General features: G+C 39.0%; 16 protein-coding genes. 4 read left to right on the top strand and 12 right to left on the bottom strand.

Annotated features, from left to right (window positions below):
* Nucleotides 1–160 precede the first annotated feature (160 nt).
* The 6 genes from NBH14_RS02025 to NBH14_RS02000 all read right to left on the bottom strand — a co-directional run bounded on the left by NBH14_RS02025 (nt 161) and on the right by NBH14_RS02000 (nt 9,949).
* The gene (locus tag NBH14_RS02025; RefSeq protein WP_186958054.1) at nt 161–1,267 is read right to left on the bottom strand and encodes a DUF4998 domain-containing protein; all 1,107 of its coding nucleotides are present in this window, start codon (nt 1,265–1,267) and stop codon (nt 161–163) included.
* 25 nt (nt 1,268–1,292) lie between these two features.
* Complete coding sequence (locus NBH14_RS02020; protein ID WP_186958055.1) at nt 1,293–2,489, bottom strand: DUF5000 domain-containing lipoprotein; 1,197 nt, start codon at nt 2,487–2,489, stop codon at nt 1,293–1,295.
* A gap of 45 nt (nt 2,490–2,534) precedes the next feature.
* Nucleotides 2,535–4,439, bottom strand: a complete 1,905-nt coding sequence (locus NBH14_RS02015) for a RagB/SusD family nutrient uptake outer membrane protein (RefSeq protein WP_186958056.1) — start codon at nt 4,437–4,439, stop codon at nt 2,535–2,537.
* 15 nt (nt 4,440–4,454) lie between these two features.
* A complete protein-coding gene (locus NBH14_RS02010) occupies nt 4,455–7,865 on the bottom strand; it encodes a TonB-dependent receptor (protein ID WP_186958057.1) in 3,411 nt (1,136 codons plus the stop codon).
* Nucleotides 7,866–8,070: 205 nt separating this feature from the next.
* Nucleotides 8,071–9,276 (bottom strand): FecR family protein, encoded by a 1,206-nt coding sequence (locus NBH14_RS02005; RefSeq protein ID WP_186958058.1) that lies wholly within the window; start codon nt 9,274–9,276, stop codon nt 8,071–8,073.
* Nucleotides 9,277–9,376: 100 nt separating this feature from the next.
* Nucleotides 9,377–9,949 carry an RNA polymerase sigma factor gene (locus NBH14_RS02000; protein WP_250817095.1) on the bottom strand — a complete coding sequence of 191 codons (573 nt, stop codon included), beginning with the start codon at nt 9,947–9,949 and terminating at the stop codon, nt 9,377–9,379.
* A gap of 301 nt (nt 9,950–10,250) precedes the next feature.
* On the opposite strand from NBH14_RS02000, the gene NBH14_RS01995 reads away from it, so the two are divergent.
* The 3 genes from NBH14_RS01995 to NBH14_RS01985 all read left to right on the top strand — a co-directional run bounded on the left by NBH14_RS01995 (nt 10,251) and on the right by NBH14_RS01985 (nt 13,607).
* Nucleotides 10,251–10,856: a DUF4254 domain-containing protein gene (locus tag NBH14_RS01995; RefSeq protein ID WP_186958060.1), complete on the top strand. Its 606-nt coding sequence runs from the start codon at nt 10,251–10,253 to the stop codon at nt 10,854–10,856.
* An 805-nt stretch (nt 10,857–11,661) separates the two neighbouring features.
* Nucleotides 11,662–12,693: a glycosyltransferase family 9 protein gene (locus NBH14_RS01990; RefSeq protein ID WP_046145738.1), complete on the top strand. Its 1,032-nt coding sequence runs from the start codon at nt 11,662–11,664 to the stop codon at nt 12,691–12,693.
* Entirely contained in the window at nt 12,690–13,607 is a 918-nt protein-coding gene (locus NBH14_RS01985; protein WP_186958061.1) for a lipopolysaccharide kinase InaA family protein, read from the top strand. The genes NBH14_RS01990 and NBH14_RS01985 overlap by 4 nt, the downstream gene beginning before the upstream one ends.
* Here the strand turns inward: NBH14_RS01985 and NBH14_RS01980 are convergent.
* Together NBH14_RS01980 and NBH14_RS01975 are read right to left on the bottom strand one after the other, a co-directional pair.
* Nucleotides 13,595–14,356 carry a glycosyltransferase family protein gene (locus tag NBH14_RS01980; RefSeq protein ID WP_186958062.1) on the bottom strand — a complete coding sequence of 254 codons (762 nt, stop codon included), beginning with the start codon at nt 14,354–14,356 and terminating at the stop codon, nt 13,595–13,597. The genes NBH14_RS01985 and NBH14_RS01980 overlap by 13 nt on opposite strands.
* Nucleotides 14,357–14,369: 13 nt before the next feature.
* Nucleotides 14,370–15,242: an FkbM family methyltransferase gene (locus tag NBH14_RS01975; RefSeq protein WP_186958063.1), complete on the bottom strand. Its 873-nt coding sequence runs from the start codon at nt 15,240–15,242 to the stop codon at nt 14,370–14,372.
* A 222-nt stretch (nt 15,243–15,464) separates the two neighbouring features.
* On the opposite strand from NBH14_RS01975, the gene NBH14_RS01970 reads away from it, so the two are divergent.
* Nucleotides 15,465–16,163: a glycosyltransferase family 32 protein gene (locus NBH14_RS01970; protein WP_186958064.1), complete on the top strand. Its 699-nt coding sequence runs from the start codon at nt 15,465–15,467 to the stop codon at nt 16,161–16,163.
* Between the two features lie 51 nt (nt 16,164–16,214).
* Here the strand turns inward: NBH14_RS01970 and NBH14_RS01965 are convergent, their stop codons facing one another.
* Genes NBH14_RS01965 through NBH14_RS01950 form a run of 4 tightly spaced genes read right to left on the bottom strand, consistent with a single transcriptional unit; the run spans nt 16,215 to nt 19,733 of the window.
* Nucleotides 16,215–16,982, bottom strand: coding sequence for a DUF5672 family protein (locus NBH14_RS01965; protein ID WP_186958065.1), 768 nt, complete (start codon nt 16,980–16,982; stop codon nt 16,215–16,217).
* 58 nt (nt 16,983–17,040) lie between these two features.
* Entirely contained in the window at nt 17,041–18,258 is a 1,218-nt protein-coding gene (locus tag NBH14_RS01960) for a glycosyltransferase family 87 protein (protein ID WP_222622069.1), read from the bottom strand.
* Nucleotides 18,242–19,027, bottom strand: a complete 786-nt coding sequence (locus tag NBH14_RS01955; protein ID WP_186958066.1) for a polysaccharide deacetylase family protein — start codon at nt 19,025–19,027, stop codon at nt 18,242–18,244. The genes NBH14_RS01960 and NBH14_RS01955 overlap by 17 nt, the downstream gene beginning before the upstream one ends.
* The gene (locus tag NBH14_RS01950) at nt 19,008–19,733 is read right to left on the bottom strand and encodes a glycosyltransferase (RefSeq protein ID WP_186958067.1); all 726 of its coding nucleotides are present in this window, start codon (nt 19,731–19,733) and stop codon (nt 19,008–19,010) included. Before NBH14_RS01950 ends, NBH14_RS01955 begins: the two co-directional genes overlap by 20 nt.
* Between the last annotated feature and the right edge of the window lie 97 nt (nt 19,734–19,830).

Below are 19,830 nucleotides of genomic sequence, written 5' to 3'. Positions count from 1 at the left end.
ATCCTGTGATGCTAATCTTTGTTCATTTGTATTAATGAAAAAAGATTCCATAATTTAGATTTCCCGTCCAGCGGCTATCAGAATGTAACTATATTTTACGTTGGCTAAATACATAAACATATATTTAGCCAACTGGAATTTATTAATAAATCAACATGGATTATTCATTTCCATATACATAGACTTCCGATACCTCGCATTCAGGTGTTTTAAAGCTTTCGGTAATCGTAAGTCTGACATATCTGCCCTTTACCGATTCGGTCAATTCAAGAATCGCTCCTGCTTCGTTCTGGTCCGGATATCTTATGTTTCCTATAGGAATCCAATTATTATTGTCAAGACTTACATCCAGAAGAACCAATCGAGTATATTTACGTGTAGGATCCCGGATAACATTCACTTTTCCGATATTCTTCTCCGTTTGCATATCAATTGTAATAATATGTGGAAGCGGATCTGCCGGATCCCAGTCGCTATGCCAGAATGTAGATGTAGTACCATCTAAAATATTTGAAACAGGGAATGTACCTGGTACTTCACTTGAACAATAGATCACTTTCCAGTCTTTCCGATCGAACTCATAATAGAAAGGAGGAAACTTCTTGCTTCCTGATTCTATTGTATATGAATCAATCGCATTCTCATCCGGCAAGTAATACGTATCATACGAGTACTCGCCCCCTGGTTGATAATCGGTTATAATTGTTTTTGTTTCCGAATTGAGTATTTCCCGGGTTATTTTTTCTCCTTTATTATTTGTATAATAAAAATTCACCCATTGTATTTGTTCTTCTGCCGGCCTCCATTCTATTTCTGCCTGATTTTCCAAAGAGATAACCTCTTTTATGCGACGGGGAGAAAGCGAGGATTCGTATAATTCTCCATAGACATTCCCAACTACTTCCCGCATAATGGAAGGATAACCACCGGTTCCTATGTGCTGTAGATTGAAGATATACACACCCTCTTTCATGTTATTCAGGATCGTAGAAAAACGTCCGTCTGTAATTTGATCTTTGTCAATCGGTACTGTGACTGAGTCGGTCATGTTGTTCCAAAATATTTTGCATGCCTCTATCCGGGGATCAGAATTGATTTTCCAGCTTAACTGAAGCCGCCCGATACCTCCTGCTGCCAGAGCAGAATCCGCTCTTCCTATATAATTGATCTCTCCTTCATCCAAGTACTCTCTTATATTATCGTTCATCCCATCGCAGGAAAACAGTACAAAGGAGATCAAAAAATAAAATATACTATGTTTATTCATATTTCTCATTTATTAAAAGTTTAACTTATTCTGCAAGTTGTCCCCAAAAACTTATTTCTGAGAAATGGAGTTCGCCGGAGCCAGCCCAGGTCTGATCCACTTCGAAACGCAAATAACGAACTGGCGGAGCATCTAACGGAACAATAAATTCTAAACCTGCCCGGGAATATTCTCTATCTTCATTTGTGATAGGCCCGTCACCCGACGGTTTGATCGATTCTGCTATTCCTAAGAATGCCCAATCTTCTTTATACCCCTCTTTCCAGTAATCCTGATCCTGTGGTATATCCATACGTGGATTATCGGTTCCATATACTTTCCACTTCCGTGGGTTATGGTGGAAATATTCATAATCCCGACGTTCCCATATCTTATAGCGACTAAGTTTAGCAACTATCCCTAAATCCAAAGTAAAGCGGATTGGGTATTCCCCATTCCCTCCGGTAGTATGCCAACCCTGGTCACCCATAATGCCATCAAAAATATTTTCGAAAGCCCACCCTCCCAGGGCGGTAGTATTATCTCCCAGAAATATTTGCCGTTTCCATTTTGATTTATCCAGTTCCATTTCAAACATAGGAGTAAACATTCCCTGAAGCGTATCAGAGTAATTATCCCAGCGGTCGCGGACAAAAACGGCAAACATACGTTCTGTGTCATCAAATCCGCGTGTAGAAAATGCTCCTTCCTTGAAATTACTATAGACAACATCAGCCTCTGACAGCTCGCCGATCGAATCTGCGGCTAAAATATGAATACTCACATCTGCTTTGTTTTCATTTTCCCATTGAATTTGTATTCCTCCAAAATCAATTTGTATGGAAATTGTTTCAAAAACAGAATGTACCGGAGGGGTTTTGGGCTGAACTTTAACAGGCACCGGTTCCGATTCATTAAAACTACGATCCACAGAATAAAGAAGTACGGTTTGTTCTTCGGTCGAGCCGAATCCTTCCACCTTTAGACTATTGCCGTACATCGTGGCATTTGTGAACTTCTCTTTTCCATTTATCATGTAGACGGCTTTTACACCTAATAAATCATTATCATCAGGTAAATCATAGCTGATGATAGCCGCTCCCGGAAGATTTTCCACTACAGGATTTTTGATTGTCCCCGGAGGATTGCTATCCGTAGATGGCAGACCTACTGGTTCTTCTTTACAGTTTGTCAAACAAACAAGTAGAAGAAATGGAGCTATTATATATATAATCTTTTTCATACTTTAATTGTGTATTTATTTACTGTTATATAAGTTATGGTGTCTTTACCAACCTGGATTTTGAATCAGATTTGAATTAACATCCAAAGAGGCTTTTCGTAAAGGAAAGAAATAGTTTTTAGTCAGAAATTCGGGTTGAGCTACTACTTTTATTTCGTAATACTCTTCCGTGGTTTCGCCCATCACATTCCATCCCTTAATCGGCTTGTTCATATAATCTTCCGCTTTTTTCCAACGTAAAAGATCCCAGTAACGTTCACCTTCAAATGCTAACTCATTCATGCGTTCCTGATGGATGATATCACGCATTCCCGCTTGAGTAGTTACTTTTTCTGGATTAATAGAATACTTATTCCAACTTTCTACCACCCCTTCCAAAGAGGCCCGTTCTCTTACTAGATCAATCCATTTATATACTTCAGTATCAGGAGCCGCTTTACTCTCATTTAATGCTTCCGCCATCATCAGGTAAAGATCTGCTAAACGAATAACCGGGAATGAATAACGTTTGGCACTAAAAGTATTTCCTTCTATCACCGTTTCGTAACTCACTAATTTCTTCGGTAGATACCCTGTTACTGTATAACGGGAAACTCCCAACACACCACCTATTTGCCCTTTTTTCATCTGACCGTAACCTATGTTGGCATCTTCGTCATTCAGAATGCCATTTCCATAGATAATACCTCCGTCAAAAGAAAGGGATGCATAATAACGAATTTCTCTGTCAAAATTCAGATTTGCTGTAATATGACCTGTCTTGATAAAATATTTATGGTCCTCTTCAGCTTCACGCACCTGATAACGATTTTCATAATCCCACGTTTTATCTTCATTGATGGGAACACCGTTTTTGGTATAAAATGTTTCGACAACATCTAATGTGGGAGACATCATAGAACGTGCTTCATCATTACTGGCTTGATTTGACCGGGTTCGGGTACATGTTACTTTTTGTAGATGTGTTTGATCTTTCGTTGAACCCCAGACAATTTCATCGTTCCACCTTTCAGTCACCGCATTTCTGATATGTAGTTTCCTTCGGGTATCTTCAGAAACTGGATTAAAACCTTTGTAATAATATAATTCATGTTTCCCTGCATGAGCAGCTTCAATTGCTTCCAAGGTTGCAGCCGCAGCCAATGTCCACTTTTCAGGATCATATGTTTGTGGAAAAAGAGAGATCCCCCTGTTGTCTTTCATATTAGCATAATAGGGATTACCATTAAACAAGGGACTGGCCGCAAGTGTTAATGCTTTTGCTTTTAATGCTAAAGCGATAGGTTTTGTCAGGCGTCCTATCTCTTGGGTCCTGTTTTGGATGTACTCGGGTAAATCAGCGGCCGCTTCATCTAAAAGAGCTACTATATAAGCAAATACATCTTCTACCGGATCTCTGTAAACCTTTACTTCGTCGATATCGGAAGATACTGGAATATTTTCTTTTACAATAGGAATCGGGCCGTACATTCGTAAGAGATAAAAATGATAGTATGCTTTTAACGCCTTTACTTCTGCTATCCATCTTGCTTTATCATATAACTCCAGATCTGCCGGTTTATCTATATTCTCAAGGAAAATATTACAATCACGCAATGCTATGAACAAATTAGTTCCTGCATTCCTTCCGTCCCAGAAATTTAAAATAGGTTCGTTTGTATTTTGATAGCCACGGGCAATATCAAATGTATGCAGGTCATACCAATAACGATTATTATCCAAAGGGTTGATCCAGCATTCATTACCCGACATCAACTGAGGCGTATAATTAGGACTGCATGGATCAGGCAGATAAGAGTAACAGGTGTAAAGATACTTTTCTGCACTTGCCCGATTATTGAATGCATGATCGATTGTTGGAATATTGTCTGGTACTACATCTAAAAAGTCATTGCAGGCACATAGTCCGATCAGACTAATACATAAAATCAGTTTATTTATATGTTTCATAATATTCAAAATAAATTAGAGGTTAATATTGATACCCACATTAAACACACGTTGTACAGGATAGCCTAAACCGTTCCCTGCCATTTCCGGATCCCAAAGTTTAAATTTACTGAACGTAAGTAAATTGGTGCCGCTCATATACAGACGAACCATGCCTATATTGATTTTCTGAGTTAACTCTTTGGGTAGCGTATATCCTATCTCGAGTGTTTTTAAACGTAGAAATGAGCCGTCACGCATAAACCAGGTGCTTCGTTGCGTATTATTTTCAATACTCCGATCGGCTAAACGAGGCCAGAATGCATGACTATTCCGATTATCTTCCGACCAATAACTATCTGCAATAATCTGCATTAATGCATTCTGAGAAACAATATTGGCATCTCCGTCCGTATCGATGAATGGAGCTACATTATTCGGTTCAATCCAGAATGTTGATCGGGCAGAACCTTGAAAGAACGCGGAAAGATCAATGTTTTTGTATCCCAAAGAAAAACCTAAACCGTAAATAATTTCGGGTGATGTCGGATAGCCGATAGGGACCATATCTTCAGCATCAATCACCCCGTCTTTATTTATATCCTTATATTTTATGTCTCCTGCCATGTATTCACCAAACATCTGTGTTGGAGAGTTCTTGACATCTTCTTCATCCCAGAATAATCGTTCTGCAATTAATCCCCATGTCTGACCCAATTTTTGCCCAACCCTGGAACGCCAAGGGGTTTCGGTATAATTAGGTTCTTCGTAAACCTTATATTTAGCTTGGGCATATGTAAAATTACCACGTACGGATAACCACAGGTCTTTATTAAATACCTGGGAATAATCGACAGATATATCAAGTCCGGATCCGGTTGCTTCCCCTATATTGGATTGGGGTGTGGCCTGCAATCCCATGGTTGTAGGGATGTCGCTTCGGGGTTGTAAAATGTTTTTACGTGTTTCCCTAAAATAATCAGCTTGTATTTCCAATTTGTCAAATAACCCCAGTTCGATGCCATAATTTTGTTTATAGGCTGTTTCCCAAGTAATATAAGGATCTTCATAACGGGATATGGACACCCCGTTTAAGCTATAATTAAAGTCTGTTCCAAAAGTGTACCCTCTATCGCCGTTATTTAAATTCACATTGGAAAGATAAAAGAAACGATCGTTATCACTTCCGATAGCATCATTACCTACCAGGCCATAGGTCCCTTTGAGTTTTAATTTAGAGATAACGTGCTTATATGGTTCCCAGAATTTTTCGTTAGATATTAAATAACCTACACCTATAGAAGGGAAGAATCCCCAACGTTCTTTCTTTTCAAAACGTTCCGAACCATTATAACCAAAATTGACCTCTATAAAGTAGCGGCTGTCATACGAATAAGTAGCACGGCCAGCCAATCCGGTATTCCTGTAAGGTAAAGAAGCTTGCAAATCTCCGGCATTTCCCCTCAATTCTTCCCTTGTCGTTAATACCATTAACCCACTAATGTTATGCTCATCTGCAAAAGTTCTATTGTATTGAGCCGCTGCTTCAAAATAGGTGGTACTGGTCACTTGTTTTGTTCCTTCACTATACCCCAGATACTCCGTGCCTCCCAAAGGATTCAAAGGCTGTAATTTGTATGTGTCGGCTCTTTTATCGTATGAACCGGCTTTATAATAGAAAGGGTTATAACTACGTGATACATCAAAAAAGGAATAACGGGAAGTATTAAACATTCCACGCAAAGAAAGCCCTTTAACCAGAAAATCCAAATCCTGATGCAACTCTACCTGTGCTAATACCAGCGTCTTGCTATAATCTTTATACCCTTTAACCATATCGGCATAGGGATTAATGTAATTAGCTCCATCGAAGTTACCGAACAAAATGTGATGTACGTGAGAGTTGGAAGCGTCCGGTTCAAAGTAGGCAGGGAAAAGAACCGGATTTGAACGCATCACCTTATTATATAATCCTGTTCCTCCGTCTACAGGGCCGGAATAATCGTCGAACGTACCATGTAAACGTACAACCATTTCTGTTGTAGGTGTAACATTAATGTTTACATTTGAACGAAGCAGATACTTCTTTAAATTAATATTGTTGTTAAAGTTGTTTCTTTTATCTACTTTTAAAATACCATTATCCTGATTAACCGAAGCGGCCACATAGTATCGGGCAATTTTTCCACCGCCACTGATATTCAGGTTTAAACGATGATTAGTCGCAAGATTCCTGAACATCATTTTTTTCCAGTCAGTAGCCGGATAGATATAAGGATTTAAACCTTTCCCCGTGTTATTGATTTTATCATTGGAATAAGGAAGTATGCCTAATGGATCGCGTGTTCTGACAGCTTCATTGTGCATTTTCATATAGGTAATCGGATCTGCTAATTCGACTTCACTGACAGGTTGTGAAAAAGAAGACTCGTACCGGAATGAGAACTTTGCTTTTCCTTCCTGTCCTTCTTTTGTAGTGATCAAAATAACTCCGTTTGCTCCTCGTGCTCCATACAGTGCTGTTGCATTTGCATCTTTCATGATGGAGAAACTGGAGATATCATCTGTATTTAACCTGGCTAAATCGTCGGAAGAGAACTCTACGCCATCAATAAGAATTAGTGGTCCTCTGGAATGCTCGTTAAATGTAGTCACACCTCTTACGAAGAAAGAAGCATTATCTTCTCCTGGCTCACCGCTGCGTTGATAAGAAATAATACCAGCCATTCTACCGGCAAGCGCCGTGGTCAGATTGCTACTGGGTACCTTCAATTCACTGGGTTTTACGGTAACAATGGAAGCTAATACGCTTTCTTTTTTCTGTTTAGCAAAAGCAACAACCGTTACTTCTTCCAACATATCCGTTTTTTCCTGAAGCGTTATTATGATTTCTGTTTTGTTTCCGACTTCTATAGTCTGGCTTTCCATCCCTAAATAGGAAATAATGAGTTTTTCGCGACTTTCAGCATCTATGGAGAATGTACCGTCAATATCTGTGGTAACCCCCCGTGTACTGCCTTCTACAGTGATCGCTGCCCCCGGCAGAGTTTCACCTAAAGAGTCCATTACTTTTCCGCGGATCGTTTTCCTCTGTTGTTGTGTAGGGGAAGAGGACAAAAGAGAAACAGGAGATTCTTTAGTTTCCTCCTCTTTGGTTATAATTATTTGCCGATCGTTGATAAGATATTTGTTCTGTGTGTTTTTTAGCAGGGTTTGAAGAATAGTTTCTATATTCTCATCTTTTACTTTTATGCTAATTTTCTTTTTAGTATCTAAAGCTCCATTATAGTAAAAGAATATATATTCACTATTCTTCTCGATTTCTTCTAAGACTTCCTGAACGGTCTTATTTTTTAAGTCTATAGAGAATAATGTTGTTTGCGAGTAACTGTTTACTGCACTACAGACATATATTCCTATGGCAATGAATACGGTGGTCAATTTCATAATTCGTAGAATTTTAGCATTTTTCCCCCGCGGAGAATAATTCCTAATTGTTTTTATCATACTTTTGTATTGATTTTAAGTTTAACTTACTGAACATAATAAATTTGAAATCATGCCGGGCAATAGGCCAATATTGTCCGGCTTTCTTTAAAAAAATAGGTTTACTTCATAGGCATCGTATTTTTAAAATGATACATCCTTTATTTTATCGCGCATAAACAAAATAACATCCGTTTTTCAATTCATAATTTACCGGGGCTGTGCTGGTCAGCCAGCTTAAAACAAGATCCAGGTCATCTTTTAAATCTAATTTTCCGGTACATAGTACGTTTTCAATATTCGGTTCGTAATATATTTCTTTTCCATAGTACCGACTCAGCCGGTCCAGTATGCATGGAAGAGTCTCGCTTCTACTTTTGTAATAGCCGTCTTTCCATGATGTATAGTCTGTTGCATCTACTTTCTTTATTTCTGTTTTGCCTTCTTTATAAAGGAACTGATCGTTGGGAGTCAGATATGTTTGTTCTTTATTGTCACTTTTAATTTTGACTTCCCCTTCTACCAGGACAACCGATTGTTGTTTATCTTCTTCATAAGCCATGACATTGAAAGATGTTCCCAATACCTGAATGTCCATTTTCTTTGTTTTAACAATGAAGGGGCAATCCTTATTTGGACTAACCTGTAGGAATACTTCTCCATCTACATAAATCTCTCGTTTCTTTGCATCAAATTTTTCGGGATAAATGACTCTGCTTCCGGCATTTACCCAGAGAGATGTGCCGTCAGAAAAGGTCAGTGTCGACCTTTTCCCTTTCGGAACAATTAATTGACTATAGAGAGGCTTTTCTGAGAAGGGTGCATCGGTTTGTGAAACAGTTGCTTCCTCTTTGATTATTTTTTCATTTACGGTCAACTTTCCGGTCTGTTCATACCGAATATCAGATTCTGTTTCGGTAATAAGGATAGGCTTTTTATCCGTAATAAGCAATTGGACTTCTTCGGTTGGAGTTTTGGGTTTTATTAATTCGGCAATTTCCATTATATGGCTGTCCGAAGTAATTTGTGCCATATAATAAAACATTCCGGTGGTCCCAATAAGCAAAACGAGGCAGGCTGCATAGAGAACCCTGTACAACCTCTTAATTTTTATCTTTAGTACTTTCTTATTTGTTTGCTCAATGCTTTTCCACAAAGAGTTTAAATCTTTCTTTGAAATGCGTGCATGCTCTACCTGAATAGATTTTAAGTATAACACAGCTAAATGATATTCTCTTTTATCGATCACTCCGTCTTCCACCTGCATTTTCCAGAACAGGTCTGTCTCTTCAGTAGGATGCTGAATAGTCTCTGTAAAAAAGGCATCGTGAAGTAAATCCTCCATTTTTAAATTGGTATAATCCTTCTTCATATATTATCTATTGCTTTTGCTTTTTTCTTATTAATACATCAAACTTTTTTTGTCCATTTACTTGAATCCTTTTTTATCAAAGCAAGGATAACAACAACAGTCAACATAAATAGGTAAAAGAATGAGCGAAATTAGTCCGCAACTTTTTTATAGAACGTTGAATGAGGTTATGAATCGATTGATAGTTCATTTTCATGATTTCTTCAATTTCCTGATAAGATAAATTCTCAATGTAACGATAATAGATCACCTCCTTCTGTCTGGGTGTTAATGAATCCAACATCTGTTCTATCTTTTCCCGGCAATATTTTTGTTCTTCAATGAGGATCATTTCCTGTTCTATCGTGTAGCTGGGAGAAAAAACGGGTTCTATCGTGTCGTTATTAAATAAATCCTTATCTTTTCGAAATACATTGAAAAGGCTGCTTTTCATGGCAATAAAGAGATATAGTTTTATATTATCGACGAAGGCAAGAGTCTCCCGGTTTTGGTATATCTTAACGAAAACATCATGCATGCAGTCCTTAACTAATTCCGTATCATCAGTAAAGCGCATACCATAAGAGTATACCTGAGATGCATACATTGTATATATCAATGCATATGCTTTTTCATCCCCTTCCAGAAAACGATTCCAAATAATTTCATCAGTGCTTTTTTTCATATTATCCATACAAATCCCAATATATAAATGTGTTTCAGAAAGAAACAACTTTCTCCAAAACTGTCTCTAAATATAGTATTTTTAATTTCTTTACTATAAACACATGAGAAATCGCTTTTTACTCATTTAAAGAAATTTTTTTCAAAGATTTGGACAAATCATGCTCAAAGTGAATCATTTTCCATTATTGTACCATCTTTTTATTTTGGGGGGAAGGTACTCTTTATGTTGATAGGGACAAAAACGCTGAAAGGTTGAAAAAACTTATTATCTTTGTCAACAGTATTTACAGAAAGCAAAACGATTATTTATGAATTTCAGCGAACAGTGTTACCGGATATTTGAACAGGCTACGAAAGCGTATCATGTTTCTGATGATGTGGATGCAACCATGCATAATCCGTATGAGGTAAAAAGTATAGAGTTTTATCTTTATTTGAAAAACTGGATTGATGCGGTACAGTGGCATCTGGAAGATATCATCCGTAATCCGGCAATCGATCCGGTGGAGGCAGTGGCTATCAAACGCCGTATAGACAAGTCTAATCAGGACCGTACCGACTTGGTGGAATTGATCGACAGTTTCTTTCTGGATAAATACAAAGATGTGAAAGTCTTGCCGGATGCGACGATCAATACGGAAAGTCCGGCATGGGCGGTCGACCGGTTATCTATTCTGACACTCAAAATCTATCACATGACTGAGGAGGCCAATCGTCCCGATGCCACTCCCGAGCATAAAGCGAAATGTGAAGAAAAGCTGAACGTGTTGCTGGAACAGAAGGTCGACTTGTCAACGGCTTTGGACCAGCTACTTTCTGATATTAAAGCCGGACGTAAGTATATGAAAGTGTATAAACAAATGAAAATGTACAATGACCCGGCATTAAACCCTGTGTTGTACGGGAAAAAATAAAACGGAATGAAATGGCAAAATACTTATTATGCGACTCTCTGCATGGGGTATTTTGCCTGGTTTCGATGATTTTCTCTGTCGCTAAAGCGAATTATACTGAATGGTCTTGATGGCAAATTGATGTTGTTTTTAGGAATAATATATCTTATTGTCTTATTTTAGGCAGTTGCTGTGACTGTGATGTTTGTCAGGATAATTGAAATAGGAGAGTCTAGTATACAATATTTAACATCGCGCCTGTTTATATGAATTTCCAATCACCGTTTTAAATAAATTGTCATCTCGTTTAAAACGAATTTTTTTTCATTTTAAATGAGATGAGGGTTTATTTAAGACGAAATATTTGTTAAATTCAGTCGGTGAAACTTTTTTGATGAGCCTTTTCCCCTTTAAAAACTATGCTGTACAGCAGATTTAGATTCCAGATGAAGCGAAAAGTTGTATTGGGTTTAAATATCTAATTCATATATTCATTTAGTCTTTTATATCATCATTTATGAATATTGACTATTGATAGATCAAAAAGTTGTATTTGTGCAGTGAAAGTCTGAATAAGGATATTTGCTATCTTCTCCTGGGTGAGATAAAAGGTGCTGTGTCTGGTCAGGACTACATACAGCTTATTGGTGATAGGGATAATTTGACATTTTGATAAATACGATAATATCCTGTCGTAACAATGATTGCCGTGACAATATGACAACGGCATGTAATGAATTCAGATAACTTATTCCGGAAATAATTTATATCTTTGTGAACAGTATTGATAGAAGTTACGAATCATGAAAATGTATTAATTCATTACATGGCAAAAATACTTGTTATAAGACTTTCTGCTATTGGCGATGTTGCTATGACGGTTCCAGTGATCTACTCTGCCGCCAAAGCAAACCCCCAACATACGTTTACTGTACTTACGCAGGCTTTCCTGATACCTGTTTTTATGAACCGTCCGGCAAATGTGGACGTGATCGGTATCAATACGAAGGCGGCAGAAAAGACATTGGGCGGATTGCTCCGGTTTGCTTCTGCGTTGGTCAAGTATGAGTATGATGTCGTATTGGATTTGCATAATGTGATCCGTACCATGATTATCCGAGGTATGTTCCGGATAAAAGGGAAAAAGGTTTATGTTGTTGATAAAGCAAGGAAGGAACGGAAACGGCTGACCGAGCGTAATCATAAGGAACTGAAACCCTTGCGTCCGGTGATAGAACGCTATGCCGATGTATTCCGTGCTGCTGGTCTGAACTATACGGAAACTTTCACATCCCTTTATGAATCGAAGCCGGCCGATCTGTCGGCTATGGAAGCCGTGGCCGGAACAAAGACCGGTAAATGGATCGGAATTGCCCCGTTTGCCAAGCATCGCGGAAAAATCTATCCGGTGGACGATATGGAACAGGTTGTCGCCCGCTTGTCGGAAAATGAAGATTATACGATCTTTCTGTTGGGAGGTCGTGGTTATGAAGAAGCTGTTTTGGAGCAATGGGCATTCCAGTATCCGCGTGTAAAAAGTGTTGTCGGCCGTTATTCGCTGGATAACGAACTTGCCTTGATCAGCCGGTTGGACGTATTGCTTTGCATGGACTCAGCCAATATGCATTTCGCTTCTCTGGTCGATACAAAAGTGATTTCGGTCTGGGGAGCAACGCATCCCTATGCCGGATTTTACGGTTATCATCAGGACCCGAAAAATGCCGTTCAACTCGATCTTCCTTGTCGTCCCTGTTCAGTCTTCGGCCAGAAGCCTTGTTTCCGGGGGGATTGGGCCTGTATGACACAGATTACGCCGGAGATGATTGTGGATAAGATAAATTCCACCTTGCAGAAATGAAAGTAGTAACGAATCCGGCATATCCTTTCCTGGCAGATTTTTTTTGTCATTTATCCGACTGTTTTGAAACGGAAGGGACCACGATATATGAGGGACGAAACGTGTTGAAGCGGTTTAATATCGAAGGATGTGAACTGGTGGTGAAGAGTTTCAAGGTCCCGTTTTTTGTCAATCGGGTTATTTATACGTTATTCCGGAAATCAAAGGCCAGGCGTTCGTATGAATATGCTTTCGAGATATTGAAGCGAGGGAGCAACACGCCGGAACCTCTTGGATACATAGAAGAATATAAACATGGCCTGTTGAGCCATAGCTATAGTGTTTCTGCGTATAGCGGAGCTTCCGATATCCGGGAATACATGAACGGACAGCTGAAGGATAAAACCTTGTTGACTGCATTAGGTGTTTTTATAGCCAGCCTGCATCAGGCTGGAATTTTTCATATAGATTTATCACCGGGAAATATCCTGTATTATAAGGAACAGGAAACTTTTCGTTTCACTCTGGTGGATATCAACCGGATGCAATTTAAGAAAATAACAGTACAGGATGCGATCAGGAACTTTTCACGGTTAGCCATTTCCCGTGAGGCATTGTCATGTGTCACCCGTGAATATGCACGGATTCGCGGGTTGGATGAGGAGTCTTTTGTACGGCAGACCAATCAATACAGTGATCGTGTTTATAAAAAGTACGCTTCCCATCTGGCATGTAAGGCCTGGAGGAAAGAGGGTGGAAATTGGTTTACCCAACCTTATTTCCAGTATGTAATGGCGAATCTGTTCAGTCATTGTCCTCTTTTCACGAAGGCTGTGCGAGATCGTTTCCATAAAAAACGTATCCGGATTTATACCTCTTGCATATTGCCGTTTGATTTCCGTAAAGTTTTTCCTGAAAGCTCTCAGGAGGATTGATCCTCTTTTTTTTGTGATTGGGAGGTCCAGCCTGTTATCTGTGAGCAGTGGCTGATATAATATGATTCTTCTTCCGACAGATTTTTAGAATCGTTATACCATGGCTTATGTTCAGCCTGATAGGGGTATGCCGTGCGGTATGCCTCAACCGACCGGCTTCTGCTCAGTCCGACATGCGGTCGGTAAAGGGCGAAAGTCGTATCGATGGGAGCCCGGAATAAACCGTTTTGGGCCGGACGGGCATAGTATTGTTTTTCCCAGTCAATTACTTTTTGCTTATGCTCGTACTGATCCGGCAGATTATCGATCCGTAATGAAAAACCGATTTTGCGGGCAAAAGGATGCGCTTTCAGTTCTTTCAGGAAATAATCGATGAAATCGTCCGGGCAATCAGCTATGGGGATGACATCCGAATCCGTATAGATATAAAAATCATTACAAAATTTTTTCTTCAACTCTGATTTCCACAAAGCCTTGAATCCGAGGTTCTCTTTTAGCCGGAATACGGTAAAGGGGCATGTCTGGTAATATTCCAGCAGAGGCGGGTAGGTTGAAGCGTTATCCAATATATAAATACGCGTATATCCTCTTGAAGTCAGACTGTCCGTCAATTGGATGAGTGTTGTCAACCGGTTGAAGTTATTGATGATAATAGGGATGTCCTTTCCACTTGATATGTGGGATGGTATTATCTTTCCTTTAAGGAAATAATAATAATTCGCGATGGCTGTAGTCAGTTTCTTTAGCATATAGAGTAATAATTTATTTAGATGCTCTGATTAATCCTCTGCGTAAATAAGGGGGCTGCATGTCATGATTATGTGTGTAGATCATGTAGCCTTTTGAAAAACTTGTTTTGAATCCGTTACCCTGCAATATGTCCGTTAATACAACTTCATCATCATGCCGGTGATAAGTACATAACGCAATTTGCATGGATTTATTTTCATTTATCAGACGTTTTGCTCCGTACAATAGATCTCGTTCTGCTCCTTCAACATCGGCTTTTATAAAATTCACAGAGGAGTCGTCAGAGAAAAACGAATCGAGAGTTATGCAGGTATCGGTATCTTTATTTCCGACAAATTTGTGAATAATGGATACTTTCTCTTTCCAGGGTTCAAATGTTTTTTCCAGAGCCTCTATCCAGTCGTTATCTGTTTCAAAAAGATAAACATGTTGTACTTTATCTATTACACTGAGCGAAAAGTTCCCTTCCGCAGCTCCGATATCTGATAGAATATCATTGTCTTTAACATTGAAATTTCCATCGGTATAACGGTGAGGAGAAGCTATGTCTTGTTCTGCTTGCAGGGCGTTGTAGGCACGCTGTATCCGCTTTACGGACCATTTACGTTTGAAATAAAGTCTTTTCTCTTCATGCAGGACGTATTTTAGCTGAGAGTCGTCATCTGTGAAAACCTGAATGTCTTTCGCTTTGTACTGTTCCGTAAATGATGAAAGAAATGTTGTTATAGGATGTGATCTTAAGTATCCGATTGCTTCTTTCTGCTCATTGGATAATGAATTTTGCGGAAGAGAATCGAAATAAGACAGGATGACTTTTCTGAATAATTTTCTGCGGAGGCCATGAGGTAAAATCCGATATTTGTAAAAAGAAGATAAAGCGAACATGATTGATCTGTTTTGATAGGTTTATTATATTTATTATTGGAATGAGATGAATTCTGTCTGCACATAATATCCGGACAAAGATAATGATTTTCTTTTGTATGGTAGGTTGGAAGGCGTGCATATTCTTACTGAATATTTTGCAACTAAGAATCCATTCTCTACCTTTGTGGGGTAAAAGAGAGAAGAGATAGGCATTCTTTTCATATTATAAACTATATATGTATGATTCCGAAAGTAATTCATTTGTGCTGGTTTAGTGATGATCCTTTTCCTGTTGAAATAAAAATCTGTTTAGCAAGTTGGAAACGAATATTGCCGGATTATACGGTAAGGCGCTGGACGTATGCTGATGCGATGGCTATTGGCTGCGATTTTATAGCGGAGGCATTGCATGCTAAGAAATGGGCTTTTGCGGCAGATGCTGTACGTTTTTATGCGATTTATAAAGAGGGAGGAATATACATGGATAGCGATATGCTTGTAGAGAAACGCTTCGACTCTTTTATACCTCAGCATGGTTTTGCAACGTTTAATGAGCTGTGGGGAACGCTTTTTTTACAGGCTGCTTTCCTGATTGGAGAACAGGGAAATGCTTATTGTAAGGAGGTTTTTGAATATTACAACCAACGTCATTTTCTATTGCCTGACGGATCTTTCGATATGTTGATCTCACCCAAGATTATGACGATGATTGCTGAGAAAAAAGGATATAAGCGGGAAGATGTCGAGCAGCGTTTGGGAGATGATATAATTATCTATCCAAGTTGCTACGTTTCTCCCTGCAAGACAATCAGATATCCTGAGGCTTTTGCCTGCCATCAGGTGTATGGCAGTTGGCGAAAACGTCGCTTCGGTAGAAAAATTGAGCGATTTTTAAAGCATATATGCCTTGTGGTTCGTTTTGCATTATTCAAACGGTAGAAAAAAATTGGATACGGAGAGTTTGAAAAGACTCTTATCGGCTTGGGATATCTAAAAATGAATAATCGGTTGCCAGAACTTTTTCATTTTCCGTTTATACCATGAATGGCATCCGAAAGGTAACTGTCCGCCGGTCAGCTTATAACAGTAAGCCGGATATTTATCGAAGGCGAATCGGATTGCTTCCATAGCTTCCGGATAAATGAACCCCGTTGCTTCTGTTGCCCAGAACACGTCTTCATTATAGAGGTGATGCCGGTCTTGCGCCAGGTAGAAATTGATATGGTCTGCCTGTTCGCGGGTTACCCGGTAGTGGCTGTCGGTTTTGCGTAATGATAATCCTCCGTTCCCGATTTTGTTGTAGAGGTCTTGTTTGGATGGCTCTCCTTTTTGCCGGTGATACATATGTGCCAGATGCATAATGGTGGAGATAATGGGAAAGCGATATACCGGTTTTTGCAGCCAGGGAGCGCCGATGTAATCATAGCCTTTGCTGCACCATTCCTTTAACTCATCCCGGAAAACAAAGGCATCCAGTTGGTAGATCAGTATATAAGTGCTGTCAAGGAACCGTTCGTAAAAAACGGAAGCAAGCATTAACCGGTTGTAACCACCGATCCCTTTAAAATAAGCATCATCGAATGACGTAAATGTCAATCTGGGAAATTCAGCCTGTAGTTCTGAAAGGTCCAAAGACTCGGGCTTTATTACAACCAGCGGATAAGCCTTTAAAATATCGTATGCCTGCATCAACGAACGTTTTTCCGTCGCAGTGAACGTATTTTTATAGATGGGTATGATTACTTTTACTAACTCCACAATTTACTACTATAACTTGTTATTGCGTCCAAAGATAACTAAAACTAAATAATTTGATCTAATCATGGTTGAGTGATTTCTGATCGAATGTAAGAAAAATCATTTCATAACAAATCTTTAACCAGACTAGAATACAGAACCATGACTTTACTACATATGGATGAACTATAGCCCTTCGGAAAAAGGGAGGTGTTAATTCCGTTGTAGAAATAGCGACGACGATAATGGTTAGTATAAGCAACCAATAGTTCAGTTTTTTATTTGAAGCAGGTGAGTTGACATACCAGATACCTACTCCGAGCATGGCCGTTACATAAGAACTAGCCTCGCTTCCGGAGCTGAACAAGACTGTGAAAAGCAGTACATTGGCTAGTAGCAGGAAGCGGAAAGAGAGACTTTTGTATTGCCTGATACGCAGATATGGAATAAAAAATAGAATGAGTCCGGGAACTATCAGCCATAAGTCGCTGTAATCAGGATTTCCGGATACTCTTCTGACTAATCCCAGTAAAGATACATTCTGTGAAATGGCGAACATATTATGTGAGTTTTTCTCAGTGATGGCTATAAACCAATCCTGATACTGGCTCATCGTATATTCCAATCCAAAGAAAGGAATCGGGAATATGAATAAAAGGATCGTCCAGAATAAACAAGATAGTAAGAATTTTATCTTGTGTTTTGAGAAAAAGAAGAAAGCCAGTCCGACAATTGAATATATTTTTACAAATGTACCGAGCAATATGACAAATGCTGCCCAAAAGTCTTTTTTCTTTTCGATAAAAGCAAAGGCCAACAGGATAAAGGCAGCGACAGATATATTGAATTGCTGGACTAACTGGGCTGTTATCAATTCGATATAAGCAGTCCAGCATATTATCGCTTTTTGATTTTTTGACAGGGGTAGTTGCTGTATGGCGTAAAATAGCAGGGCTGTATTGGCCATTACCCATAATACCATTCCCAACCACTGGGGGAGAATGGCAAAAGGTGAAATGATAAAACTGAATATGATTCCGTAAAGATTGACGTCGCCATATTCTTCAGGATAAGGACCGTATAATGTGAGTCCGTGTATCGCGTGATTGTAAACACCTTCAAATATCTTGTAATTGTTGAACTTTCCGATAATCAACTTGGCTATGACTGTAATTGCTGCTGTAACCAGCCATATTGCAAGAATAGTTTTGTTTTCTTTAAATTTAGGATTATGTAGAAAGGAGGTTACAAATTTGAGTTTACTGTTTATTTGAGGTCTGCTACTTACTATTCCCATTTTGTATTATGTTTTGTTGAAATGAAGAAAAGGTCATAAAAGTATAGTCCTTTTTTATAGAGAAGGATATCAAATCGTCCAATCGTTTTATCATACCTTCTCCCGAATGATTGGTTATGATAAATGGTAAATTCCATTTTTTCAGATTGGTAAATTCCCAGGGGTGAAAATAAGTAACAATGTAGCCATCGTGTTTCAACGTTCTCTGAAATAACCACCGATAGACTTTAGCCGGGAGGTTATGGTAGGCCAGCCAGAATAGAGGAAAACGGAAAACAGGAGAAACAGATGCAGGAAGTTGTAGGACATCATCTTTGTAAAACCACGTGCGGGGTTTATCCAGGTGGTTGTATCTTCCCGGAATACATGTCGGGTTTAATGAAGAATTATATGTATATCCTGCTTTTTTTATTTCTTTTTCATCGATCGGCATCATACGTGCCATACGGAATCCTTTTACGGATTGCCCGGTTTGTTGCTCGAGAAATTCGCGGGAGCGTTTCAAATCTTCCATCTCAAATGAAGAATGATAGTATCCGTGTGAGGCGATCTCATGACCGTCTTGTAGGATGTTCTCGATGATTTCGGGAGCGTGAGCAGCGAAATTGGCCGTGCAGAAGAAAGTGGCATGTACCTGGTGTCTTTTAAGGCAAGCCAATATCTTTTTGGTCCCTTCGATGGACACAGCCATTTGTTGTTCAAATGGCACTTCTATCCCATGTTCCAGGGGAACATCGAATTCTTCAATATCAAAACTGAGTAAGATCATTGCTGAGTAAAATTGAAAAAAAGTTTACCATTTCACGTTTTAGCACTTTGAATCCCATGTCGGAGACTGTCAGGCCATCCCTGATACGTGACTGTACGGCTTGTATGTTCATTTTTTTCCGTTGAGCCTTGTATATGAACTCAGTATCAAACAAGAAGCTATTAACTTTTGTTGATAAAAAAATCGTTTTGCCTGAGCGGTTGAATCCTTTGAGTCCGCCTTGAGTATCACGTATTTTTAAACGAAGGAAAACAGCGTTGCATAAATGGGACGATTCGGAAAGAAATCTCCGGAAAGGCGGTAAATTTTTTTGGTAATTCCTGTCCCTTATGGCAACAACGATATCTGCTCCGTTGAGTAATGTGTTGATTACCTGTCTGAAAGAACTATCTGTGTAGGGGAAGTCATAGTCGGTATATATGATATATTCCGATTGACATTGCCGCACGGCTTCACGCAGAGCATATCCTTTTCCTCTGTTGGGACGATAGTCAATTACTTGGACTCCGGGGATTCCGTTTTTTAATGCGGCAACTACTTCCGGTTCGTATCCGCGTTTAGAACCGTCACTGACAATAAGCAAGTGAAAATTTACAGGATTAAACAAGGATTGTATCTCTTTGAATTTCCTGATAACCTTTTGCTCCCAGCCGGAAGGTGGGTTATAGCAAGGTAAAATAAGATCAATATCTGCTCTGCAATTCATCTTCTATTTCTTTAATCAACTCTATAGGTAAACAGATGCTCTACGTAAATATCTGATGCAAAGATATGATATTAAATTACTTGTATTGATGTTTAAA

It is taken from the genome of Parabacteroides caecihominis (assembly GCF_023656785.1).
GTDB classification, from domain to species: Bacteria; Bacteroidota; Bacteroidia; order Bacteroidales; family Tannerellaceae; genus Parabacteroides; species Parabacteroides segnis.
Note: the sequence above shows the minus strand (reverse complement) of the source record. Positions and strands in the feature narration are given on the sequence as shown.

Bases quoted from the DNA above. Each gene is read 5' to 3' on its own strand.
- NBH14_RS02015 (WP_186958056.1), bottom strand. From the start codon at position 4,439: ATGAAACATATAAATAAACTGATTTTATGTATTAGTCTGATCGGACTA.
- NBH14_RS01960 (WP_222622069.1), bottom strand. From the start codon at position 18,258: ATGGGAATAGTAAGTAGCAGACCTCAAATAAACAGTAAACTCAAATTT.
- NBH14_RS01980 (WP_186958062.1), bottom strand. From the start codon at position 14,356: ATGCTAAAGAAACTGACTACAGCCATCGCGAATTATTATTATTTCCTT.
- NBH14_RS01970 (WP_186958064.1), top strand. From the start codon at position 15,465: ATGATTCCGAAAGTAATTCATTTGTGCTGGTTTAGTGATGATCCTTTT.
- NBH14_RS02000 (WP_250817095.1), bottom strand. From the start codon at position 9,949: ATGGATAATATGAAAAAAAGCACTGATGAAATTATTTGGAATCGTTTT.
- NBH14_RS01950 (WP_186958067.1), bottom strand. From the start codon at position 19,733: ATGAATTGCAGAGCAGATATTGATCTTATTTTACCTTGCTATAACCCA.
- NBH14_RS02010 (WP_186958057.1), bottom strand. From the start codon at position 7,865: ATGAAATTGACCACCGTATTCATTGCCATAGGAATATATGTCTGTAGT.
- NBH14_RS01955 (WP_186958066.1), bottom strand. From the start codon at position 19,027: ATGATCTTACTCAGTTTTGATATTGAAGAATTCGATGTTCCCCTGGAA.
- NBH14_RS01975 (WP_186958063.1), bottom strand. From the start codon at position 15,242: ATGTTCGCTTTATCTTCTTTTTACAAATATCGGATTTTACCTCATGGC.
- NBH14_RS02020 (WP_186958055.1), bottom strand. From the start codon at position 2,489: ATGAAAAAGATTATATATATAATAGCTCCATTTCTTCTACTTGTTTGT.
- NBH14_RS01995 (WP_186958060.1), top strand. From the start codon at position 10,251: ATGAATTTCAGCGAACAGTGTTACCGGATATTTGAACAGGCTACGAAA.
- NBH14_RS02005 (WP_186958058.1), bottom strand. From the start codon at position 9,276: ATGAAGAAGGATTATACCAATTTAAAAATGGAGGATTTACTTCACGAT.
- NBH14_RS02025 (WP_186958054.1), bottom strand. From the start codon at position 1,267: ATGAATAAACATAGTATATTTTATTTTTTGATCTCCTTTGTACTGTTT.
- NBH14_RS01985 (WP_186958061.1), top strand. From the start codon at position 12,690: ATGAAAGTAGTAACGAATCCGGCATATCCTTTCCTGGCAGATTTTTTT.
- NBH14_RS01990 (WP_046145738.1), top strand. From the start codon at position 11,662: ATGGCAAAAATACTTGTTATAAGACTTTCTGCTATTGGCGATGTTGCT.